Origin of the sequence: Olleya sediminilitoris (genome assembly GCF_016785945.1) — a bacterium.
Taxonomy (GTDB): Bacteria; Bacteroidota; Bacteroidia; order Flavobacteriales; family Flavobacteriaceae; genus Olleya; species Olleya sediminilitoris.
Map to the genome: position 1 here is coordinate 1 of NZ_JAEMEF010000013.1, position 21,712 is coordinate 21,712.

General features: G+C 31.3%; 18 protein-coding genes. 12 read left to right on the plus strand and 6 right to left on the minus strand.

Annotation, left to right across the window (positions count from 1 at the left end; all coding sequences use genetic code 11):
* Nucleotides 1-135: 135 nt before the first annotated feature.
* Both JAO71_RS12970 and JAO71_RS12975 read right to left on the minus strand, forming a co-directional pair.
* A complete protein-coding gene (locus JAO71_RS12970; RefSeq protein ID WP_054850820.1) occupies nt 136-516 on the minus strand; it encodes a RidA family protein in 381 nt (126 codons plus the stop codon).
* 44 nt (nt 517-560) lie between these two features.
* Nucleotides 561-3,320 (minus strand): putative LPS assembly protein LptD, encoded by a 2,760-nt coding sequence (locus JAO71_RS12975; RefSeq protein WP_203001215.1) that lies wholly within the window; start codon nt 3,318-3,320, stop codon nt 561-563.
* 72 nt (nt 3,321-3,392) lie between these two features.
* Between JAO71_RS12975 and JAO71_RS12980 the strand changes: the two genes are divergently transcribed.
* The 11 genes from JAO71_RS12980 to bshA all read left to right on the plus strand — a co-directional run bounded on the left by JAO71_RS12980 (nt 3,393) and on the right by bshA (nt 14,495).
* Nucleotides 3,393-4,520, plus strand: a complete 1,128-nt coding sequence (locus JAO71_RS12980) for an N-acetylmuramoyl-L-alanine amidase family protein (protein WP_236011278.1) — start codon at nt 3,393-3,395, stop codon at nt 4,518-4,520.
* A gap of 54 nt (nt 4,521-4,574) precedes the next feature.
* Nucleotides 4,575-5,534: an MlaD family protein gene (locus JAO71_RS12985; protein WP_203001217.1), complete on the plus strand. Its 960-nt coding sequence runs from the start codon at nt 4,575-4,577 to the stop codon at nt 5,532-5,534.
* A 19-nt stretch (nt 5,535-5,553) separates the two neighbouring features.
* On the plus strand, nt 5,554-6,867 hold the full coding sequence (locus tag JAO71_RS12990; protein ID WP_203001219.1) for a 4Fe-4S dicluster domain-containing protein: 1,314 nt from the start codon (nt 5,554-5,556) through the stop codon (nt 6,865-6,867).
* Between the two features lie 103 nt (nt 6,868-6,970).
* Nucleotides 6,971-7,159 carry a hypothetical protein gene (locus tag JAO71_RS12995; protein WP_203001221.1) on the plus strand — a complete coding sequence of 63 codons (189 nt, stop codon included), beginning with the start codon at nt 6,971-6,973 and terminating at the stop codon, nt 7,157-7,159.
* The gene (locus JAO71_RS13000; protein ID WP_215906995.1) at nt 7,156-7,473 is read left to right on the plus strand and encodes a hypothetical protein; all 318 of its coding nucleotides are present in this window, start codon (nt 7,156-7,158) and stop codon (nt 7,471-7,473) included. Before JAO71_RS12995 ends, JAO71_RS13000 begins: the two co-directional genes overlap by 4 nt.
* 8 nt (nt 7,474-7,481) lie before the next feature.
* On the plus strand, nt 7,482-8,273 hold the full coding sequence (locus tag JAO71_RS13005) for a (Fe-S)-binding protein (protein ID WP_028607818.1): 792 nt from the start codon (nt 7,482-7,484) through the stop codon (nt 8,271-8,273).
* On the plus strand, nt 8,273-8,455 hold the full coding sequence (locus tag JAO71_RS13010; RefSeq protein WP_054850825.1) for a hypothetical protein: 183 nt from the start codon (nt 8,273-8,275) through the stop codon (nt 8,453-8,455). Before JAO71_RS13005 ends, JAO71_RS13010 begins: the two co-directional genes overlap by 1 nt.
* Before the next feature lie 54 nt (nt 8,456-8,509).
* On the plus strand, nt 8,510-9,733 hold the full coding sequence (serB, locus tag JAO71_RS13015; protein ID WP_203001223.1) for a phosphoserine phosphatase SerB: 1,224 nt from the start codon (nt 8,510-8,512) through the stop codon (nt 9,731-9,733).
* A gap of 4 nt (nt 9,734-9,737) precedes the next feature.
* Nucleotides 9,738-10,223, plus strand: a complete 486-nt coding sequence (locus JAO71_RS13020) for an ABC transporter ATPase (RefSeq protein WP_028290644.1) — start codon at nt 9,738-9,740, stop codon at nt 10,221-10,223.
* 122 nt (nt 10,224-10,345) lie between these two features.
* A complete protein-coding gene (locus tag JAO71_RS13025; RefSeq protein WP_203001225.1) occupies nt 10,346-13,306 on the plus strand; it encodes a glycoside hydrolase family 3 N-terminal domain-containing protein in 2,961 nt (986 codons plus the stop codon).
* Between the two features lie 49 nt (nt 13,307-13,355).
* A complete protein-coding gene (gene bshA, locus JAO71_RS13030; protein ID WP_028290642.1) occupies nt 13,356-14,495 on the plus strand; it encodes an N-acetyl-alpha-D-glucosaminyl L-malate synthase BshA in 1,140 nt (379 codons plus the stop codon).
* 49 nt (nt 14,496-14,544) lie between these two features.
* On the opposite strand, the gene JAO71_RS13035 is transcribed toward bshA, so the two are convergent.
* A complete protein-coding gene (locus tag JAO71_RS13035; protein ID WP_054850830.1) occupies nt 14,545-15,021 on the minus strand; it encodes a hypothetical protein in 477 nt (158 codons plus the stop codon).
* 182 nt (nt 15,022-15,203) lie between these two features.
* Nucleotides 15,204-16,877, minus strand: a complete 1,674-nt coding sequence (locus JAO71_RS13040; RefSeq protein ID WP_203001227.1) for an OmpA family protein — start codon at nt 16,875-16,877, stop codon at nt 15,204-15,206.
* A 160-nt stretch (nt 16,878-17,037) separates the two neighbouring features.
* On the opposite strand from JAO71_RS13040, the gene JAO71_RS13045 reads away from it, so the two are divergent.
* The gene (locus tag JAO71_RS13045; RefSeq protein WP_203001229.1) at nt 17,038-19,935 is read left to right on the plus strand and encodes an FAD-binding and (Fe-S)-binding domain-containing protein; all 2,898 of its coding nucleotides are present in this window, start codon (nt 17,038-17,040) and stop codon (nt 19,933-19,935) included.
* On the opposite strand, the gene JAO71_RS13050 is transcribed toward JAO71_RS13045, so the two are convergent.
* Together JAO71_RS13050 and JAO71_RS13055 are read right to left on the minus strand one after the other, a co-directional pair.
* Entirely contained in the window at nt 19,936-20,775 is an 840-nt protein-coding gene (locus JAO71_RS13050) for a hypothetical protein (protein WP_203001231.1), read from the minus strand.
* A 56-nt stretch (nt 20,776-20,831) separates the two neighbouring features.
* Nucleotides 20,832-21,677, minus strand: a complete 846-nt coding sequence (locus JAO71_RS13055; RefSeq protein ID WP_028290638.1) for a UDP-2,3-diacylglucosamine diphosphatase — start codon at nt 21,675-21,677, stop codon at nt 20,832-20,834.
* Between the last annotated feature and the right edge of the window lie 35 nt (nt 21,678-21,712).

Sequence of the window (21,712 nt, forward strand, 5' to 3'; positions counted from 1 at the left end):
TGATACCAGCAACACCAGAAAACAATTTAAAGCGCACTTTACCTTAAAACGTTAAGACGCTTTAAAAACTAATAGTAATACACAAAAAAAAAGCCTGAACATTATGTTCAGGCTTTTTTTTATAAAGAAAAGTGCTTATTTAATGGCAATCATACTAATTTCTACATTGACAAACTTAGGAAGATTAGCAACTTCTACAGTTTCTCTTGCTGGTGCAGTTGTTTCATCAAAATAGGTTCCGTAGACTTCATTTATTTCTGAAAAGTTATGCATGTCATTAATAAAAATCGAGGTTTTAATAACGTTTTCAAAAGTCATGTCAGCAGCTTCTAAAACAGCTTTCATGTTTTCCATAACTTGTTTTGTCTCTGTTTTAATATCATCCATCACTAATTTTCCAGTTTTTGGATGTAAAGCAATTTGGCCTGATGTATATAAGGTGTTTCCGCTTAAAATAGCTTGATTGTATGGTCCAATAGGAGCAGGAGCTTTAGTTGTAGAAATAATCTTTTTCATAGTAAGAGTGTTTAATTTCCGCGTAAGCGAAACATTTATAGTATTTACAAGCTTTCGTCTGGTTTACGTCTTTGCTCGTATTTTAAGTCTTTAAGTATACTTGATTTTATTCCTATAAAGAAATTCCAACTGTTATATGTACCAAAAGGTACCCATGAAAAATTCATTCTCCAGCTTAATAAATCACGCTCAAAACGCAATTGCGTTAAACCAAAGCCTTTATTTTTAAAGTCATAACTTGAGGATCCACCAATAGACCATTTAGGAGTTAATTCAATATCACCAGAAAACATTAATGAGTGTGAAGATATTTCGTTTTGACGTGTGCTATTTGCATAGTTAACAGCGTAGGCAAACCTTAAGCTCCATGGTATTTTATTATTATAAAATTCATCAGGTTCTCGTTCTTCTTTATCTTCGTCTCTTTGGTTTAATTGTTGATTAGCAAAATCTTGTGATACACCAAATAAATCATCTGCACGTCCACCGCTTAATAATCTATCATCAACAGCATCTTCATCATTTTTTGTATTACCACTTTTACTACTTAAACTATAGCTCATGGTCAAATTAGCACTTGTTAGTCTAAATAAACTTCCTCCATTATTTATGTTGAAAGTATTAATTTTTTTATTATTTGAATTTAGAGCATAGGGGTCTAAATTAGCTCCAAAATTAATATTCATTTTATTATCTAGTAATTGTGTTCCTCCTGAGATTCTTAAAGGGCTCCATTTTAAGGAGTCTCCTGCAACATTATAAGAAGTAGAGAAATTTAAATTATTTAATAATTTAATTTTTTTTGGCTCTAATTTGGTTGAATCTGAGTCTTTAATTTTAGCTTCAAAATTGTTAGAAACAGCTATTCCTACAGAACTTGAAAATGTCTTGTTAGGAGTTCCAAATATACTGTTTTCAAATCTTGTATACTCACTTTTGGTTGTCCCATTAGCATCGATAACTTCAAATTCATCGTAATAATTATCAAAAGAAGGATTTATATTATAGCTTAAACTGGGTCTAATTACATGGCGTATCGCTTGTAGTTTTTTATCTTTATTAAAATTGAAAATCCCATATAAAGTTGTACCAATACTAGTACTAAAATTGTATGTTCTAAAAGCGTCAAAACCATTAACTTCCCTAGTAACCATCTCTTCGTTATCAAAATCATAATTTTTTTCAATTGTTTTTATAGCCCATGTTTCTTGAAAATTAGTGCTTGCAGTTACACTAAAGTGATCAAAAATTTTAAAATTAGTACTTATAGGTATAGTGTGTTGGGCACCTACTTTTGCATCATTAAACATTTCTTTTTTAAAAAATAATGAATCAGTTGTTACTATTCTGTTTTCAGCTCTCACACTATATTGAAAGTTAATGTTTTGAATAACACCTTTTTTTGTTCCATCTTTTCCGGCAAAAGGAAAAATTCTACTTAAACTACCTTGAAAAGTTGGTAGAGTCATATTGATGCTTTCTGTTTGTGTATTTTGACTATGTGTGGCTGCTAAATTAATATTAGCTTGCGGTTCACCTTGAAAAGTTTTAGAGTATGAAACAGATGATGATAAAGTGTTGTTTTGTGTATTAGGTAAGTTTAATTGATTGATTGACTGAGTATAATAATTACTGCTACCTAAGTTTACAGAGGCTGCAAATCTAGAGTTTGGACTTGCTTTAGCATCTTGACTATGAGACCAACGTAAGTTATATATTGTTGTTTTTGCATAATCAGGAAAACCTCTTTCACTAGTAATTAGGTTTTCATATCTAAAACCTAAATTTCCATTGTATTTATATCGTTTTGCATATTTATTCTCTAATCTTAAACCATAACTTCCATTGGTATAATAGTCACCCAAAATAGCCAAGTCTACATGATCACTAATAGGAAAGTAATAACCTCCATTTTGTAAAAAATAGCCTCTATTTCCGTCTTCACCAAAACTAGGAAAAATAATACCAGAAGTACGCTTTTTGGATAACGGAAAAAATGCAAAAGGTAAACCTATTGGTGTAGGCACATCATAGATAAATAAGTTGGTTAAACCAGTAATTACTTTTTTGTTTGGTACTAATTTACCTTTTCTAATTAAAAAGTAATATTCAGGATCTTCTACATTATCAGAAGTTGTAAATTTTGAATTTCTTAGGTAGTAAACCGAGTCATTTACACGCTTAGTCGTTTCGGTAATTAGTCTACCTTGTTGTTGTTCTGTTACAGAATTATATATTAACCCCTTTCTGGTTTGTGTATTAAATACAATCGAGTCTGGCTCAATAACATTTTCGCCTTGTTTAAAAACAGGTTTTTGGGTATATTCTCCTAATGTGTCTTTGATTCCTTTAGCATAGACTAGATCATTATTGTAATCTAAAATAATTACACCTGCAGAAATGTCCATATCTTCATAAAGTATTTGTGCTTCATTATATAGATACATTTTACCTTCTTTTTGCTTATAAGACATATAGTCTGTAGCTTTGTATGAAATTGTGCTGCTTAATAAAGGTTTAGGTTTAATGGAATCTGTAATTGTACTATCCGTTTCTGTTTTAGGACCTAACAATTCCTTGACGTTAACATCAACTGTAGAAGAATCTTTTTGTTTAGTTACAAGTGTTTGTTTATCCTCAATAGGTGATATTGAAGTGCCATCCTTGGGTAAATCCCCTTGGGCAAAGCCAAAAGTGTTAATAAACACTGTAAAACTCAAACTAAAAAGTATATAAAGACTATTTGTACGCAACGGTTTTAAATGTATTTTTGTAAAAGTATGGCTTGGTTTTTGAATTGACAAAACTACATATATTTTTTTGTGAATGTTTTAATATTCGTTAAAAATTATATTTCATACTAAACGAAATAATTAATGGTTATATCCTATATGCAAACGTACATTTTTAAAATTATATTATCCTTTACAATAGTATTAACATTTATTAACTTTCAAATTGCTAATGCACAAAGTACTAGTGGTAAATTTATTGTTGTGCTTGATGCAGGTCATGGTGGAGATGATCCAGGAAATTTAGGTAATGGTCATAAAGAAAAGGACATTGCTCTAAAAATTGTTTTAGAAGTCGGTAAAAGCCTAGAAAAAAACAAAGATATTAAGGTTATCTATACTAGAAAGACGGATGTATTTGTTAAACTAAGGGAAAGAGCAGCAATTGCAAACAGGGCTGATGCAGATTTGTTTGTGTCTGTCCATTGTAACTCACATTCTTCACAAGCATCCGGAACTGAAACTTTTGTACTAGGAGTTGCTAATACTAAACGTAATTTTGACATCGCTAAAAAAGAAAACGAAGTTATTTTTTTGGAAGACGATTATAAAAAAGATTATAAGGGATTTGATCCTGATGCACCAGAATCTTTAATAGGATTAGCATTTCAACAAGAAGATTATGTTGAGCAAAGTATAAAACTAGCAAGATTAATTGAAGATAGTTTTATTGGTAAATCTAAACGAAAAAGTAGAGGAATCAAGCAAGCTAGCCTTTGGGTTTTACACAATACATACATGCCTAGTGTGTTAGTTGAAGTTGGTTTTTTAACAAACAATGCCGAGGGGAAATTTTTAAATTCTAAAAGTGGTCAGTCTAAAATGGCAGCCTCAATACTTGAAGCTATTAACGCTTACAAAAAGAATTTAGATTTAAATGTTGGTGATAGTTATGTTGGAGATGTTACAATAGAAGACACCATTTCTTCAGAAGTACATACTATTGAAAACACAGTTTTTAAAATTCAGATTGCTGCTAGCTCTAATGCTTTAGAGCCTATGTCCTATAATTTTAAAGGTTTAAATGACATTTCACGCGAAAAGCAAGATGGCTTATATAAATATTATTACGGTTATACCTCTGACTATAATAAAGCACAAAAGCTTCAAATTGAAGCAAAAAATAAAGGCTACAAAGATGCTTATATTGTAGCACTTAAAGACGGAAAACAAGTAAAACTGTCAGAAGTCTTAAAAACCGAAGCTAATTAGAACCATTCTTTTATATTTATTTTCTAATTTTGTTACCAATCTAAATTTCATATCTTGAAACTATCACTAGAAGTTAAAACAGCCATATTAGTTATACTTGGAATAATATTCTTCATTTTTGGATTTAGTTATCTAAAAGGAAATAACATTTTTGATTCCAATAATACATACTATACAGAGTTTGATTATAACTCTTTAGCAGTATCTGCTCCTGTCACTATAAAAGGGAATAAAGTAGGTAAAGTAAAAGAAATCAAATACGATTTTGAAACTGGTAAAACCAGAGTTGCTTTTTCAGTAGATAAACAACTTAAGTTTTCAAAAAATAGTACTATTAACATGTATCAAACTGGTTTAATGGGTGGAAATGCGTTGGCTATTCAACCAGCAAACGATAATCAAATGGCCCAAGATGGAGATTTGATACAATCTAAAGTAGAAGATGGCTTAGTTACTAGTCTTACCAGCGATTTTTCTCAGTTAAGTACCAATCTAGACGGAACCTTACAAACTGTAGATACTTTAATGGGTAACCTTAATGGTTTGGTAGCAGATCAGTCAGAAAATGGTTTAAAAAATACATTAGCCGAGTTAAATTCTACCTTAAAATCATACAAAGGTTTAGCCTATTCAATTAATTCTGTTGTAAAAAAGAATGATGAAAATATTACCTCAATGGTAGATAATTTTGCGACCACTAGCACTAATTTAAGCGAAATGAGTGAGAAGCTAAAGCAAGTAGATATTACCAAAACGGTATCTGATTTAGAATCTACTTTATCAAGTGTAAATACTATGCTAGCAAGTGTAAAAAACGGAGAAGGATCAATGGGTAAATTGCTTAACGATGATAAGTTATATAACAATCTAGAAGGTGCTGCTTTGCAAATGGAACAACTTTTAGAGGACATGAAGCTTAACCCTAAACGTTATGTGCATTTTTCATTATTCGGAAAAAAAGCAAAACGTTATGATGCTGAGGGTAACGAAATTAAAGAAGAAAAGAAAGATTAAGACAAAAACTAACTAACTTATGGAATACATACCAAATATAATTTTTGCCATAATACTTGCTGTAGGTATTGGCTATTTTGCAAACAATGTTAAAAAGTTAATTCGTAATATTAAACTTGGTAAAGATCAAGACGTTTCGGATAACAAACCACAACGTTGGAAAAATATGGCTTACATTGCTTTAGGACAAAGTAAAATGGTAAAACGACCAATAGCAGGTATTTTACACGTTGTTGTATATGTTGGATTTGTAATTATTAATATCGAGGTTCTAGAAATCATTATCGATGGATTATTTGGCACACACAGGATTGGTCACAAATTTTTACCAGAATCAATCTACGGATTTTTAATAGGTAGCTTTGAGATATTAGCAGTATTAGTACTAGTATCAGTTATAATTTTCTGGGTAAGACGTAACGTTATTAAAATTAAACGTTTTATAAAATCAGAGATGAAGGGTTGGCCAAAAGCAGATGGTAATATAATCCTTTATTTTGAAGTCGTACTTATGTGTCTATTTTTAGTCATGAATGCTACAGATACAGTATTTCAAGGTTATAATTCAGGTAATGTAATCAGTCAATTTATAGCACCTTTATTTGAAAGTCTATCACAATCTACATTACATGTCATAGAGCGTGCAGCTTGGTGGTTACACATTGTAGGTATTTTAGCATTCTTAAATTATCTGTATTTTTCAAAACACTTACACATATTATTAGCATTCCCAAATACATACTACGGTAAATTAACACCAAAAGGGCAATTTGCTAATAATCCAGTAGTAACTAAAGAGGTTAAAATGATGATGGATCCAAACGCAGATCCATTTGCAGCAGCACCAGAAGGAGAAGAAGATACAGTACCAGAAAAATTTGGAGCCAGTGATGTGCAAGATTTAAGTTGGGTAAACCTATTAAATGCTTACACATGTACAGAATGTGGACGTTGTACCAGTGAGTGTCCTGCAAACCTAACAGGAAAAAAATTGTCACCACGTAAAATCATGATGGATACTAGAGACCGTCTAGTAGAAGTTGGTAAAAATATAGATGCTAACAAAGGGACCTTTGTTGACGATGGTAAACAGTTATTAGGCGATTACATCACACCAGAAGAAATTTGGGCATGTACAAGTTGTAATGCCTGTGTAGAGGCTTGTCCAGTAAGTATCGATCCATTAAACATTATTATGCAAATGCGTCAATACTCTGTAATGGAAGAAAGTGCAGCTCCAACCGAGTTAAACAACATGATGACCAATATAGAAAACAATGGTGCACCTTGGCCATATAACCAAATGGACCGTTTAAATTGGAAAGACGAGTAGTATAATTTGGGCGTTACCACAAGGGTCGCGCTATCCATTATATCTTTTTTTGCCATATATGGCAGCAAAAAAAGGATGCCATTACTATCGCTAACGCAAAAAAATGAGTTTTATATTAAAAATTCCATCAAAAACAAGATTAATACTTGGCCTATCGCTAACAGTATTAGGAATATTGTCTCTATTTATTTTAGATAATTATGACACAGGTTTTTTAGGAGGATTTTTATCAGGTATTTTATTAGGAACAGGAATTGGACTTGTAATAACTTATAAACAAAAAGCAAATTGAAAATTAGTCTTTACATACTAATAATACTAACCTTTAGCTTAGCTAAGCTAAAGGCACAAGATTATAAAAAAGACTCACTTCAATTTAAAATAATTACCAATATAAAGTATAACTCTAGCCAAGTAGAAGACATCAAATTAAAAAAAGTCATGTGTGATTATTGCACAGACAATCAAAAAAAACAATTAGGATTACAAGCATTAAAATTAGCAGCTTTAGAGCAATATGATCCAAAAAATAAATTAGAAAACGGAATTAAAATCTTATCCATTTATATAAGATTATCTAAAACCGATTTTTTAGCATTAAAATAATATTTATTATGAGCGAACAACTTATAGTGCCAACTATGGCAGAAATGATGAGCCAAGGAAAAACTCCAGATATTTTATTTTGGGTTGGATCTGCAGGAAGTTATGATGACAGAGCAAAAAAAATCACTAAAGCTTTTGTAAAAATACTAAACAAAGCAAATGTAAATTTTGCAGTATTAGGAGCAGAAGAAAGTGCTACAGGTGATCTTGCTAAACGTGCAGGAAACGAGTTTTTGTTTCAAATGCAAGCAGTAATGAATATTGAAGTACTTAATGCTTACGAGGTTAAACGTATTGTAACATGTGATCCACATTCATTTAATTGTATCAAAAATGAATATCCAGGATTAGGAGGTAATTATGAGGTATTACACCACACACAATTTATCAAAGAGTTAATAGACAAAAAACTAATTGAAGTTACAGATAATAGCTTTAAAGGTAAACGTATTACTTTTCATGATCCATGTTATTTGGGACGTGCTAATTCAGAGTATGAAGCACCAAGAGAAGTATTATCTGTTTTAAATGCTAATCTTCAAGAAATGAAACGTAGCAAAGCAACTGCTTTGTGTTGTGGAGCAGGAGGAGCACAAATGTTTAAAGAACCAGAAAAAGGTGATAAAGATATAAACGAGTTAAGAACTGAAGATGCATTAGCAACCAATCCTGATATTATCGCTACAGGTTGTCCTTATTGCATGACCATGATGTCTGATGGTGTAAAAGTCAAAGAAAAAGAAAACGAAATAAAAGTTTTAGACGTAGCCGAGTTAATTGCAAATGCTCAAAACCTATAATGGATATTAAAAAATATATTATAACTGGATTAATATCAGGTTTAGTTTTTGCCATATTATTAGCAGGATGGGATTATTACAAACAAAATCCATTTTCTGTTTTAAAATTTGTGATACATACAGTTGTTTTTGGAGCTTTTAATGGTTACATGACTTACAGAAAAGCAAAAAATGTAAACTAATATTATAAAAGCACTTTTTTAAAGTGCTTTTAGTTTTAAAACAAAACAGTACTCATGACTAAAGAAATATTTCTTTTAAACATTTCAGGACAAGATAAACCAGGATTAACCTCTGGATTGACTAATGTTTTGGCACATTATGGAGCTAAAATTTTAGATATTGGACAAGCAAATATTCATGATACATTATCCTTAGGATTTATGTTTGAAATCGAATCTGGTAACAATTCGGCTTCAGTTTTAAAAGATTTATTATTTAAAGCTTATGAGCTTGGTGTAAAAGCTAAATTCACACCAATCTCTTTAGAAGATTATGAAAAATGGGTTAATCTTCAAGGTAAAGACCGTTATATTGTTACTATTCTTGGAGAGAAGTTGACTGCAGAACAAATTTCTGAAGTCACTAAATTTATTTCAGATAAAAATCTAAATATAGATGCAATCAAGCGTCTAACTGGTCGTACATCATTAGTTAAAGAAGCAGATTATCCAAGAGCATCCATTCAATTATCTATAAGAGGTAAAATTGAAAGTAAAGCAGAGTTTACTGAAAAATTCATGCAAATATCACATGATTTAGATGTAGATATTGCTTTTCAAGAAGATAATATATATCGTCGTAACCGTAGATTAGTGTGTTTTGATATGGATTCAACACTAATTCAAGCAGAAGTTATTGATAAACTTGCAGAACTTGCAGGAGTTGGTGACCAGGTTAAAGCTATTACGGAATCTGCAATGCAAGGCGAAATTGATTTCAACGAAAGTTTTAAACAACGCATGAAACTATTAAAAGGTTTAAGCGAAGAGGTTTTGCATGATGTTGCTGTTAATTTGCCAATAACAAAAGGCGCAAGACGATTAATAGACACCTTAAAAAAATACGGTTTCAAAACTGCAATTTTATCAGGTGGATTTACTTATTTTGGACATTATCTCCAGAAAGAATTAGGTATGGATTATGTATATGCCAATCAATTGGAAATTAAAGATGGTAAATTAACAGGAGGATACCTTGGTGAGATTGTTGATGGAAATAAAAAAGCAGAGTATTTAAAAGAAATTGCAATTAAAGAAGGGATTGACATTAGTCAAACCATTGCAGTAGGTGATGGAGCCAATGATCTACCAATGCTAAACCTAGCAGGTTTAGGCATTGCATTTCATGCCAAACCAAAAGTTAAAAATAACGCACAAAGTGCAATATCAAGTATTGGTTTAGATGGTGTTTTATATTTATTAGGATATCATGATAGACATATTGATTTAATAGAATAACAACATGTTAGTACAATTTAATACATTACCCGAAACTTCAAGAGTTTGGATTTACCAAGCCAATAGATCTTTTTCTGACACCGAATTAGAAGAAATCAAATCAAAATTAGATGTTTTTATCGAAAGTTGGACAGCTCATGGTAGCGATTTAAAAGCAGGATATGATATAAGATATAAACGTTTTATAATTATAGCTTTAGATCAAGAATTAAATCAAGCTACAGGTTGTAGTATTGATGCTTCAGTGACATTTATTCAACAATTAGAAAAAGAATATAACGTAGATTTACTTGATAAAATGAATGTGTCTTACAAACAAGGTGAATTTGTAGCTCATAAAACACTTACTGATTTCAGAAAAATGGCTAAACAAAAAGCGGTTTCTAAAAACACAATCGTCTTTAATAATCTAGTTACCAATATTGGAGAGTTAAACGAGAGTTGGGAAATACCAGCTAGTCAAAGTTGGCATAATCGTTTTTTAAATTAAATTGTTTACAACTGCCTTTATAATTCTCTCTTAAAGTGCTTTATTAATCATAAGAAAAGTACTAATTTGGCATTGTTTTTAGTTGTATAGTAAAGTACAACTTTAAAAGTCAAATTTAGTATATGCAATATTTAAAAACTCTAGTTTTATTTTTAGCATTTGGTAGTATTTTAAATGCTCAAAATGGTAGAAATCCTCTTTTAGCGACTAACCCAATAGCACAACAGCAATGGGTTGATAAAACTTACAATGCCATGACATTGGACGAAAAAATCGGTCAATTGTATATGGTACAAGTGTTTTCTAACCAATCTCAAGCTCAAAAAAATAAAATTGTCGAGCTAATTAGAGATTACAATATTGGAGGATTAATTTACTCTAAAGGTGGTCCAGTAAGACAAGCTAAATTAAATAACGAACTTCAAGCTGCAGCTAAAATACCATTGTTAATTGGTATGGATGCAGAATGGGGTTTAAGCATGCGTTTGGATTCTACGTACGCGTTTCCTTGGAATATGACTTTAGGAGCTGTTAAAAATAAATTTTTAATAGAACAAACTGGTCGTCAGTTAGGCGAACATTGTAAGCGTATTGGTGTTCATTTTAATTTTGCTCCTGTTGTTGATATTAATACAAATCCTAATAATCCAATTATAGGAAACCGTTCTTTTGGTGAAGATCGCGATAATGTTACAGAAAAAGCTTTAGCTTTTATGAAAGGTATGCAAAGTGCTGGTGTTTTGGCTAATGCTAAGCATTTTCCTGGTCATGGAGATACTGAGGCAGATTCTCATAAAACCTTACCAACTGTTGGTTTTGATGCAAAACGTATAGATTCTATTGAGATTTATCCATACAAAAAACTAATTAAAGAAGGATTGTCTAGTGTGATGGTAGCACATTTAAATATACCAAGTTTATCGCAACGTGAAGGCTTTCCTTCAACATTATCAAAAAAAATTGTTACGGATATTTTAAAAGACCGTTTACAGTTTAAAGGTCTTATTTTTACAGATGCATTAACCATGAAAGGTGCAGCAGATTTTGTTCAGCCTAATTTAGATGGAGGACAATCTAATAGTGGTGTGACAGGAGGAGAAATTGATTTAGCTGCTTTTTTAGCAGGTAATGACGTTATGTTAATGTCAGAAGACGTACCCAAAGCCATTGCTAGAATGAAAATTGCGTTTAAAAACGGAATTATAACTGAGGCACGTTTAGAGCATTCGGTTAAAAAAATACTGATGGCAAAATATAAAGTAGATTTACATAAATACAAGCCAGTTGGTATATATAATATAGTATCTGATTTAAACAGAATTAAAGATGATGCATTATATGAAATGCTAATGGAAAATGCTATTACTATAGCACGTGACCAAACAGACCAATTACCATTACGTAACCTTGAAACTAAATCTATAGCCTATGTTAAATTAGGTGATAGCGATGAAAGTGCTTTTGTTTCTGAATTAAAAAAATATGCTAAAGTACATGAGATTTCAGCAGATAATTTAGAGCAATTAATGACTAAGCTTCAAAATTATAATACGGTTATTGTTGGGTTTCATAAATCTAATGCAAGTCCTTGGAAATCATATAAATTTTCAAAAAAAGAAAAGTTATGGCTAGAAAAAATAGCTAAAACTAACAATGTAATTCTAGATGTTTTTGCTAAACCATATGCGTTATTAGACTTAAAATCGGTTGAAAATATTGAAAGTGTTGTAGTTAGCTATCAAAATAGTAAAATAGCACAAGAAAAATCAGCTCAATTAATTTTTGGAGCTATTCCTGCTCGTGGTACTTTACCAGTATCTGCTGGAGAGTTTTTTAAGCTTGGTTCTGGTAAACAAGCTAATGCTTTAGAACGTTTAGGATATACAATTCCTGAACGTGTAGGTATGTCAAGTTATGCTTTAAAAAAAATTGATTCAATCGCTAATTATGCTGTAAATGGTAAAATGACACCAGGTATACAATTGGTTATTGCTAGAAAAGGTAAGGTGATTTATAATAAAAACTTTGGAAAACATACCTATGAAGGTAATCAACCTGTAACTAGTGAAGATATTTATGATGTTGCCTCATTAACAAAAATTGTAGCGACATTACCATTATTGATGGAATTAGAAGAAAAAGGTATTGTATCCTTAGATACTAAACTCTCAGAAATTATTCCTTCATATAAAAATTCAAATAAAAAAAATGTGACTTTAAAAAAAATGTTGTCACATTATGCACAATTAAAACCATGGATTCCTTTTTATTTTAAAACTTTAGATCCTGAAACTAAAAAACCTTCTGATAAATATTACAGAAAAAATAGTACGCAAGGATTTTCTATTAAAGTCGCACCAGAATTGTATTTAAGAGATGATTATATGGACTCTATAAATACCAGAATAAAAGATACTGATTTATTATCAAGATTACGTTACAGGTATAGTGATTTACCTTACTATATTTTAAAACAATTTATTGAATCTCACTATAACAAACGTTTAGACGAGTTAACAGCAGATCGCTTTTATAAATCCTTAGGTGCTAATAATACCATGTATAATCCTTACTATAAAATCCCAGATAATCGCATCGTCCCATCAGAAAACGATGATTATTATAGGTTTCAAAAAGTACAAGGTTATGTACATGATATGGGAGCAGCCATGCAAGATGGAGTAGGAGGACATGCAGGTATTTTTAGCAATGCCAATGATATTGCCAAAATCATGCAATTGTATTTGCAAAAAGGATTTTACGGAGGAAAACGTTATTTTAAAACTGAAACTCTGGATAAATTTAATACCTGTTATTATTGCGAAAGCAACAACAGACGAGGTATTGGTTTTGATAAACCACAATTAGGTAATGTTGGACCAACTTGTGGTTGTGTTAGTATGACCAGTTTTGGTCATTCTGGTTTTACAGGGACTTACGCTTGGGCTGATCCATCTGAAGAAATCGTTTATGTGTTTATGGCTAACCGTACTTATCCAACATCTAAAGGTCCTAATATGTTATTAAGAGAAGACATAAGAACTAATATTCAAGCAGCAATTTACGAAGCAATTATAGATTAATTTGTAAAGAATTTAAATTTAAGAGACTAAGTTAAAAACTAAAAATTAAATGAAAATAGGTATTGTTTGTTATCCAACATTTGGCGGAAGTGGAGTTGTAGCAACAGAATTAGGTTTGGAGTTATCTAAACGTGGACACGAAATCCATTTTATAACATACAATCAGCCAGTTAGGTTAGAATTGTTGGGTAATAATGTTCATTTTCATGAAGTTAGTGTTCCTGAATATCCATTGTTTCATTATCAACCTTATGAGCTTGCTTTATCTAGTAAGTTAGTAGATATGGTAAAGCTTCATCAAATTGAAGTATTGCACGTACATTACGCTATACCACATGCTTATGCAGCTTATATGGCTCAAAAAATGTTAAGAGAAGATAATATTTATGTACCTATAGTAACGACTTTACATGGTACAGATATTACTTTAGTTGGTAGTCATCCGTTTTATAAACCTGCAGTTACATTTAGCATTAACAAATCCGATGCTGTAACAGCAGTGTCACAAAGTTTAAAAGACGATACGTTACGCTTATTTGACATTAAAAATGAAATTAATGTTGTTACAAACTTCATAGATATCAGTAAATTTAATAATAATTATACAGATTGCCAGCGGGCTATGATGGCAACAGATGACGAAAAAATTATTACACATATTAGTAACATGCGTGAAGTTAAACGTATTCCTGATGTAATTAATATATTTAATGCTATTCAAAAAGAAATTCCAGCAAAACTAATGATGGTTGGTGAAGGACCTGAACGTGAGCCAGCTGAGCGTTTATGTGAAACTTTAGGAATAAGCGATAAAGTTGTGTTTTTTGGTAATAGTAATGAGATAGATCGAATTTTATGCTTTTCTGATTTGTTTTTATTACCTAGTAAAACTGAAAGTTTTGGTCTGTCAGCTTTAGAGGCTATGGCATCAGGAGTACCTGTAATATCTAGTAACACAGGTGGAATTCCTGAGGTTAATAAGGAAGGGTTTTCAGGATACTTAAGTCCTGTTGGTAATGTTGAAGATATGAGTAAAAATGCAATTCATATTTTAAAAGATGAAACTATTTTGAATCAATTTAAAATAAATGCCAAACAACAAGCAAAACATTTTGATATACACCAAATTGTACCTCAATACGAAGCCATTTATCAAGAGACTCTAAATAAATGTAAGATTTTAAATTAAATAAAAAAGCCACCTTTTACAGGTGGCTTTTTTATTATTTATAATATAATTAGAATCTATATCTAACTCCTAATGCGATATCAAAATCTAAATCATCACTATAGTCACCAAAACCTAATTCTGGTCTAAAATCTAGTGATAATTGTAGAGGGAAATCAAAATTGTATTCAATTCCAATATCACCAGCAGCAAAAATAAATGTTTCATCATCAATAGCATTGTTCTCAAAGCTATAAGATCCAACACCTCCACCAACACCAGCGTACCAATTAAAATCACCATCTAAAACCCAAACCCATTGGTATAAACCTGCTAGTTTAAATCCATCAAAAGCATCTCCAGAACGCCATCCTAAATCTACTTCTAACCTATTATTATCACCTAATGCACGTTGGTATGATATTTCAGCACCAAAACCATCACTATCACCTAAACGCAAACCTATAGCATTATCGCTAATGTCTTGTGCGTAACTAAAAGTTGCAAAACCAAAAATGGCTAATGCAAATAAAAAATATTGTTTCATAAAAAGTTAATTATTAATTAATGTAAATACGTTTTAAATCAGTTTATAGATTATGTAACACAAATATATTGTTAAAACAAACAGTTTTTTCTTAATTAAACTTTAAAATTTATGCAAAAGAAAGACTGACAAACAGATGTTTAACAGTCTTTACTAAACTAAAACTAACCAACTATGAATTTCTATTTTACAATAGAAACATCAATTCTTCTATTTTTTGCTCGTCCTTCAGCAGTTGCGTTGTCAGCAATAGGATCAACAGATCCCATTCCTTTTGTATCAATACGTGCTGTTGCAACTCCCATTTCAACTAATTTATTTTTAACAGAAAGTGCTCTACTTGCTGATAATTTGTTATTTCCTGCTACAGAACCTGTATTGTCTGTATGACCTCTAAATAATACTTTTACGTTTGGATAAGCTTTCATTATAGCTGCAACATTTTCAATTTGATTCATTGAATTAGCATCTAAAGAAGATGAGCCTGTATTAAAATATAGTCTATCAAAAGCATAATATTTACCAGCTTCCATTTTTCCATCTTTGATATAGCTTAAAAAGTTGTCTTCAAAACCACCTTCAGGAATACTTAATTTTGTTCCATTTGGTAAGTCAGAACTAAAAAAGTTTCCGATAGCTTCACCAAAAGCATTAACCACATTTCCAGACGCATCAACAATACCTCCAGCAACATTACTTATTGCGTTTCCAGCAGCATCAACAGCGTTTCCTGCTGCGTCTACCGTTTTATCTGTAGCATTTCCAGCAGCATCAACAACATTTCCTGCTGCATCTACTGTTTTGTTTATTGCGTTTCCAGTTGCATCAACAACATTACCAGCTGCATCTACTGTTTTATCTATTGCATTCCCAGCTGCATCAGTTACACCATTTGCTGTATTTTTTATAGCTCCTGTTGTTTCGTTTGCTGCATTTTTTACATTATCCATTATTGATTTCTCACTATCACATCCTTTTATTAAAAAGAAAGCTAGTAACAGTCCAATAATTCCAATTGCCCAAGGCAAAATTCTTTTAATTAATGAGCCACCTGACTTAACAGCATTAGAGGTAGTATTTGCAGCAGCTCCAGTTACTTTTCCAGCACCATCAAATGCTGCTTTTCCAGCACTTCCAGCTAATCCTGCAGCTCCTCCTACAACTTTTCCAGTACCACTAATTACAGATTTACCAGCATCACCAGCTAAACCAGCAGCTCCACCAATAATTTTACCAGCACCATCAACAGCTGCTTTTCCTGTGTTTCCGGCAAATTCTAAAGCTCCACTAGCAAGATTTCCTAATTTATCAGATAGTCCTGAAAAAGAACTTAAGCCCAATAAAGATAGTAGTCCAGCTGGAGCAAACTTGTCTAAAAAACTTCCTTGGTTAGATAGTAAACCTACAAAACTTCCTAAATCCATACCAGATGCTTTTTGTTTTCCTAAAACTCCTCCTAATACAGATCCTGCAACATTTAAAATAGATGAAGAAGACTCTTTACCCATTCCAGAAACAGAACTTACTAAGTCAATTACACCTGATGCTTTTTCGCCTAATATATTTTTGGCAAAATCTAATCCTTTATTTAAAAACCCTTCTGATTGTGCTCCTCCTGCACTTAAAGTTCCTGCTAAATTATTAACAGTACTTTCATTACCTAACATACTAAAAATAGATTTTGCACCTTCTGGTGAAGACGCTTTATCCATCATTCCTCCTAATAAAGCAGGTGCAGCAGCCATAAGTCCTTTTTGGATAGTATCCTTTTGTTCGCCTCCAACAAGAGAAGATACTTTATCAAGTACATTATCAGATAATTGATCTTTAAATAAGTTTAGTAGATTTATTGCCATTTGTTTATTGTTTTATGTTAATAATTACAGATACAAAGATATTTTTCTAAATAGCTTTAGTATTTTTGTTGTTTAACATAGTGATGCTTATCGGTAAAGCGTATTATTTTCACGTCCAAATACCGTTTTTCTTAACTTAATTTTAATTTTATTTAGTAGTATGGATTTAAAAAGCTTAAAAAACAGCTTGTTAGGAGACTTGTTTTATGATGATTTAACCAAATCTATTTATGCAACAGATGCTTCTGTTTATAGAATGCTTCCGTTAGCTGTGGCTTATCCAAAAAATAATAATGATTTAAAACTATTAATTCAGTTTGCTACACAACACAAAACGTCTTTAATACCAAGAACAGCAGGAACTTCTTTAGCAGGTCAATGTGTAGGAGAAGGTATAGTAGTTGATGTTTCTAAATACTTTAATTCTATAATATCTTTTGATCAGGTTAATAAAACGGTTACTGTTCAACCAGGAGTTATTCGTGATCAATTAAATAACTACTTAAAGCCCTACGGACTATTTTTTGGGCCAAATACGTCCACATCTAATAGGTGTATGATAGGTGGTATGGTTGGTAATAATTCATCCGGAACAACATCTATTAAATATGGTGTAACACGTGATAAGGTTATAGAGCTAAACACTGTTTTAAGCGATGGTAGCGAAGTTCTTTTTAAAGCATTGTCTACAAAAGACTTTAATAATAAACTAAAATTAGAAACCTTAGAAGGTCAGATTTATAATCAAATTAATAATAATGTACTTACAAATGACGCTAAAGCTGAAATTAATAAACATTATCCTAAACAAGAAATACATCGAAGAAACACAGGTTATGCAATTGACCAATTAGTAAATAATGAAACCATTAATTTATGTGATGTATTAACAGGAAGCGAAGGGACTTTAGCATTTACTACTCAAGTAACCTTAAAATTAGATGATTTACCTGATGAAAACAGAATTATGGTAGCGATGCACTTTACAACTATTGAGGCCTGCTTAATGGCTGTAAACCCAGCAATGGAAAATGATTTGTATACTTGTGAAATGATGGATAAAACCATTTTAGACCTTACAAAACATAATAAAACCCAACAAGAAAATAGGTTTTTTATTGAAGGTGACCCTAAAGCGATTTTAATGTGTGAAGTCAGAGCTAAAACCCTTGAAGAGGCTAAAATTAAAGCCAATAATTTAATCGCTACAACTGAAAAACAAACCAAAAGTTATGCTAACCCTATTTTAATAAACAATCAAATAGATAAAGCAAATAATTTGAGAAGCGCAGGATTAGGTTTGTTAGGTAACATGATAGGAGATAAAAAAGCAGTAGCTTGTATTGAAGATACAGCTGTTGCTTTACCAGATTTAGCCAATTATATACAAGAGTTTACAGCCTTAATGAAAGGTTATAATCAAAATGCAGTGTACTATGCTCATGCAGGAGCAGGCGAGTTGCATTTACGTCCTATTTTAGACTTAAAACAACAAGAGGACGTTAAGTTATTTAGACAAATAACAACAGATGTCGCTTATTTAGTTAAAAAATATAATGGTTCTTTTAGTGGAGAACATGGAGATGGTATAGTAAGAGGTGAATTTGTTAAACTAATGATTGGCGATAAAAACTACCAATTATTAAAAGAAATAAAATCAACTTTTGATCCAAATAACATCTTTAATCCAGGAAAAATTATAGAGGCTTATCCTATGGATGAGAATTTAAGGTATGAAATAATTAGGGTTGAACCTAACATTGAAACCATTCTAGATTTTTCTAAATCTGAAGGAATTTTACGTGAAACCGAAAAATGTAACGGTTCTGGAGATTGCCGAAAATTACCAGAGTTTGGTGGGACAATGTGTCCTAGTTATCGTGCTACAAAAAACGAAAAGGATACCACTAGAGCTAGAGCAAATGCACTACGAGAATTTCTTACTAATTCTGATAAAAATAACAGATTTAATCATAGAGAATTAAAGCAAGTTTTTGACTTATGTTTAAGTTGTAAAGCTTGTGCAAGCGAGTGTCCAAGTAGTGTAGATGTAGCAACTTTAAAAGCGGAGTTTTTATACCAATATCAAAAAGAAAACGGTGTATCTATTAGGACTAAAATGTTTGCTTATAATGATTCGTTAAACCAATTTGGAAGACGTTTTAGAGGACTTACAAATTTTACGTTTTCTAATCCTGTGACGTCTTTTATTATTAAAAAAAGTTTAGGTATAGCTAATGAAAGGAATTTACCATTATTGTCAAGTAAGACTTTAAATCATTTTTGTTTAAAATCTGAAAAACAAATAATTAGCAACGTTAAAAGCGATATTATTAAAACTATTTATTTGTTTAATGATGAGTTTACTAATCAATTAGATTCTGAAATTGGTAAAGATGCATTACAGCTTTTAAAACAATTAAATTACAAAGTTAAAGTTGTTAAAAATGTAGAATCTGGTCGTGCGTTTATGTCTAAAGGATTATTAGAACAAGCTAAAAAAGTGGCTAACAATAATGTGAGTTTATATAAAGATTTAGTTTCGAAAAACACTCCATTAATTGGTATTGAACCTTCTGCTATTTTGTCTTTTAGGGATGAATATCCAAAGTTAGTCGACGACAAAATTTCCGCGAAAGCGATTGCCCAAAATACGTTTTTAATAGAGGAGTTTTTATCTAATGAAATTGCTATTGGTAACATTACTTCAGATCAATTTACAACTGAAGCCAAAGTGATAAAATTTCATGGTCATTGTCATCAAAAAGCACAGTCAAATCAAATCCATAGTTTTAATGTTTTAAACCTTCCTAAAAATTATAAGGTAACTTTAATACCAAGTGGTTGTTGTGGTATGGCAGGAAGTTTTGGATACGAAAAAGAACATTATGACGTCAGTATGGCTGTTGGTGAGCAAACCCTATTTCCTGCTGTTAGAAAAGCCTCAAAAGCAACTGTTATTAGTGCTAATGGAACGAGTTGTAGACATCAAATAAAAGATGGAACGCAGCGTACAGCTTTGCATCCAGTAACTATTTTAAGACAAGCTTTGTTATAACTATTCAGTGATATTAAAATCTGTTAAGATTTGTGTATTTGTCGCTGATAAACTAGTTGGTAATGTACTAAGATCCATGCCTGATTGTTGTAAAAGTGCAAGTATTGTAGCATTTAAACTAAAAGAAATATTAGCTTCTGCTTGTATTAAACCAATGTCTTTAGCATAATGACTTACAATGCTTAATACCTCTTGAGAGTCTACTATTGGAAGAGATTGACTTATTCCAAATTGAGTTACAGTAATGCTTGCTGATAGGTTTAATGCTATTTTAGCAGAGGTTACAGTTTGATAATCAATAGTATTTACCACGTAGCTTTCTAAGTTTTGTAATTGTTGACTACTTAAGGTATAGTTAATAGTTACAGGATAACCTTCAATATCTTGAGTAAACGTTCCTGATTGTGAAGACAATTCGGTTTCATTCTCAGCTGAAGTATTATAAAGTAAAGCATTATCTATTTCTATTTCAAAATCAAATCCTTCAATTGGTAATTGTATGCTACCATTGGAGGTTAAAGTCGTTTCGGTAAGCGATAATTCTCCAGAAGTTAAAATACCACTCATGATTCCGTTAGCTAAATCACCTTGGTTAACCGTTAAATTATAACCAGTATTGGATTCACTTTCTACCATTAATAGGTCTGTATTTACAGTAGTTTCATTAGTGTTATTATTAAGGTCAGTAACTAGGTAGGTCCAACTGTTGTCTAGGTGTAATGGGAAGAAGTTTCCTGTAAAAGCTACTTCATTATTATCCGTATTATCTGAGTTATCATCAGAACAATTAAAAATTACAAGACTTAAAAATAGGAGAGTGATTAACTGTTTAAAATTCATTTATGTGTTTTTTATAAAATTACATAAATATACTTAAAACGAGGGTTATCAAATGCTTATTTGATTTTTTTAAGAGGTTTCATAATGGTAATAGCAGCAATTAACTCTTGTTCGGACATTTCTTTTAAATCTTCATCTGCAAAAAAAGCCGAGAGTTTGTCGTCACTATATTTATATAATTTCCAACGTTTAAACTGATACTCTAAAGCAGTAAAGTTTTCTACCCAGTCTCCAGAATTAAGATAGGTTGTTTTCCCTTTTTTGGTTTCGATAATTTCATTTTTTGGTTGGTGGATATGCCCACAAACCACATAATCGTAACCATTTTCAATAGCTAAATCTGTTGCAGTAGTTTCAAAATTACTAATATATTTTACTGCTCCTTTAACACTGTTTTTTATTTTTTTGGATAGTGAATAACGTTCTTTTCCAAGGGTTACTAATATCCAATTTATAAATCTATTAAATAAAATTAAAAGGTCATAACCATAACCACCTAGTTTGGCTAACCATTTTGCGTTTTGGATGGAGGCGTCAAATACATCACCATGAAAAAACCATGCTTTTTTTCCGTCTAATTCTAAAACCAATTTATTGACAATAGAAATATTACCGATTTCAGAGTCTGTAAATTTTCTAAGCATTTCATCATGGTTTCCAGTGATGTAAGTTACTTTTGTGCCTTTAGTAGCTAAAGACACAATCTTTTTAATAACTTGCATATGTGATTTAGGAAAGTAGCGCTTGCTGAACTGCCAAATGTCTATAATATCTCCATTTAGAATCAAATGTTTGGGTTCAACACTGCTAAGATAAGTCAATAACTGTTTGGCATGACAACCATAAGTGCCTAAATGCACGTCTGATATAACAACAATTTCAACTTTTCTTTTTAATTTCAAGGGATTCGTATGTTTTCAATAGTTTATATGCAAAG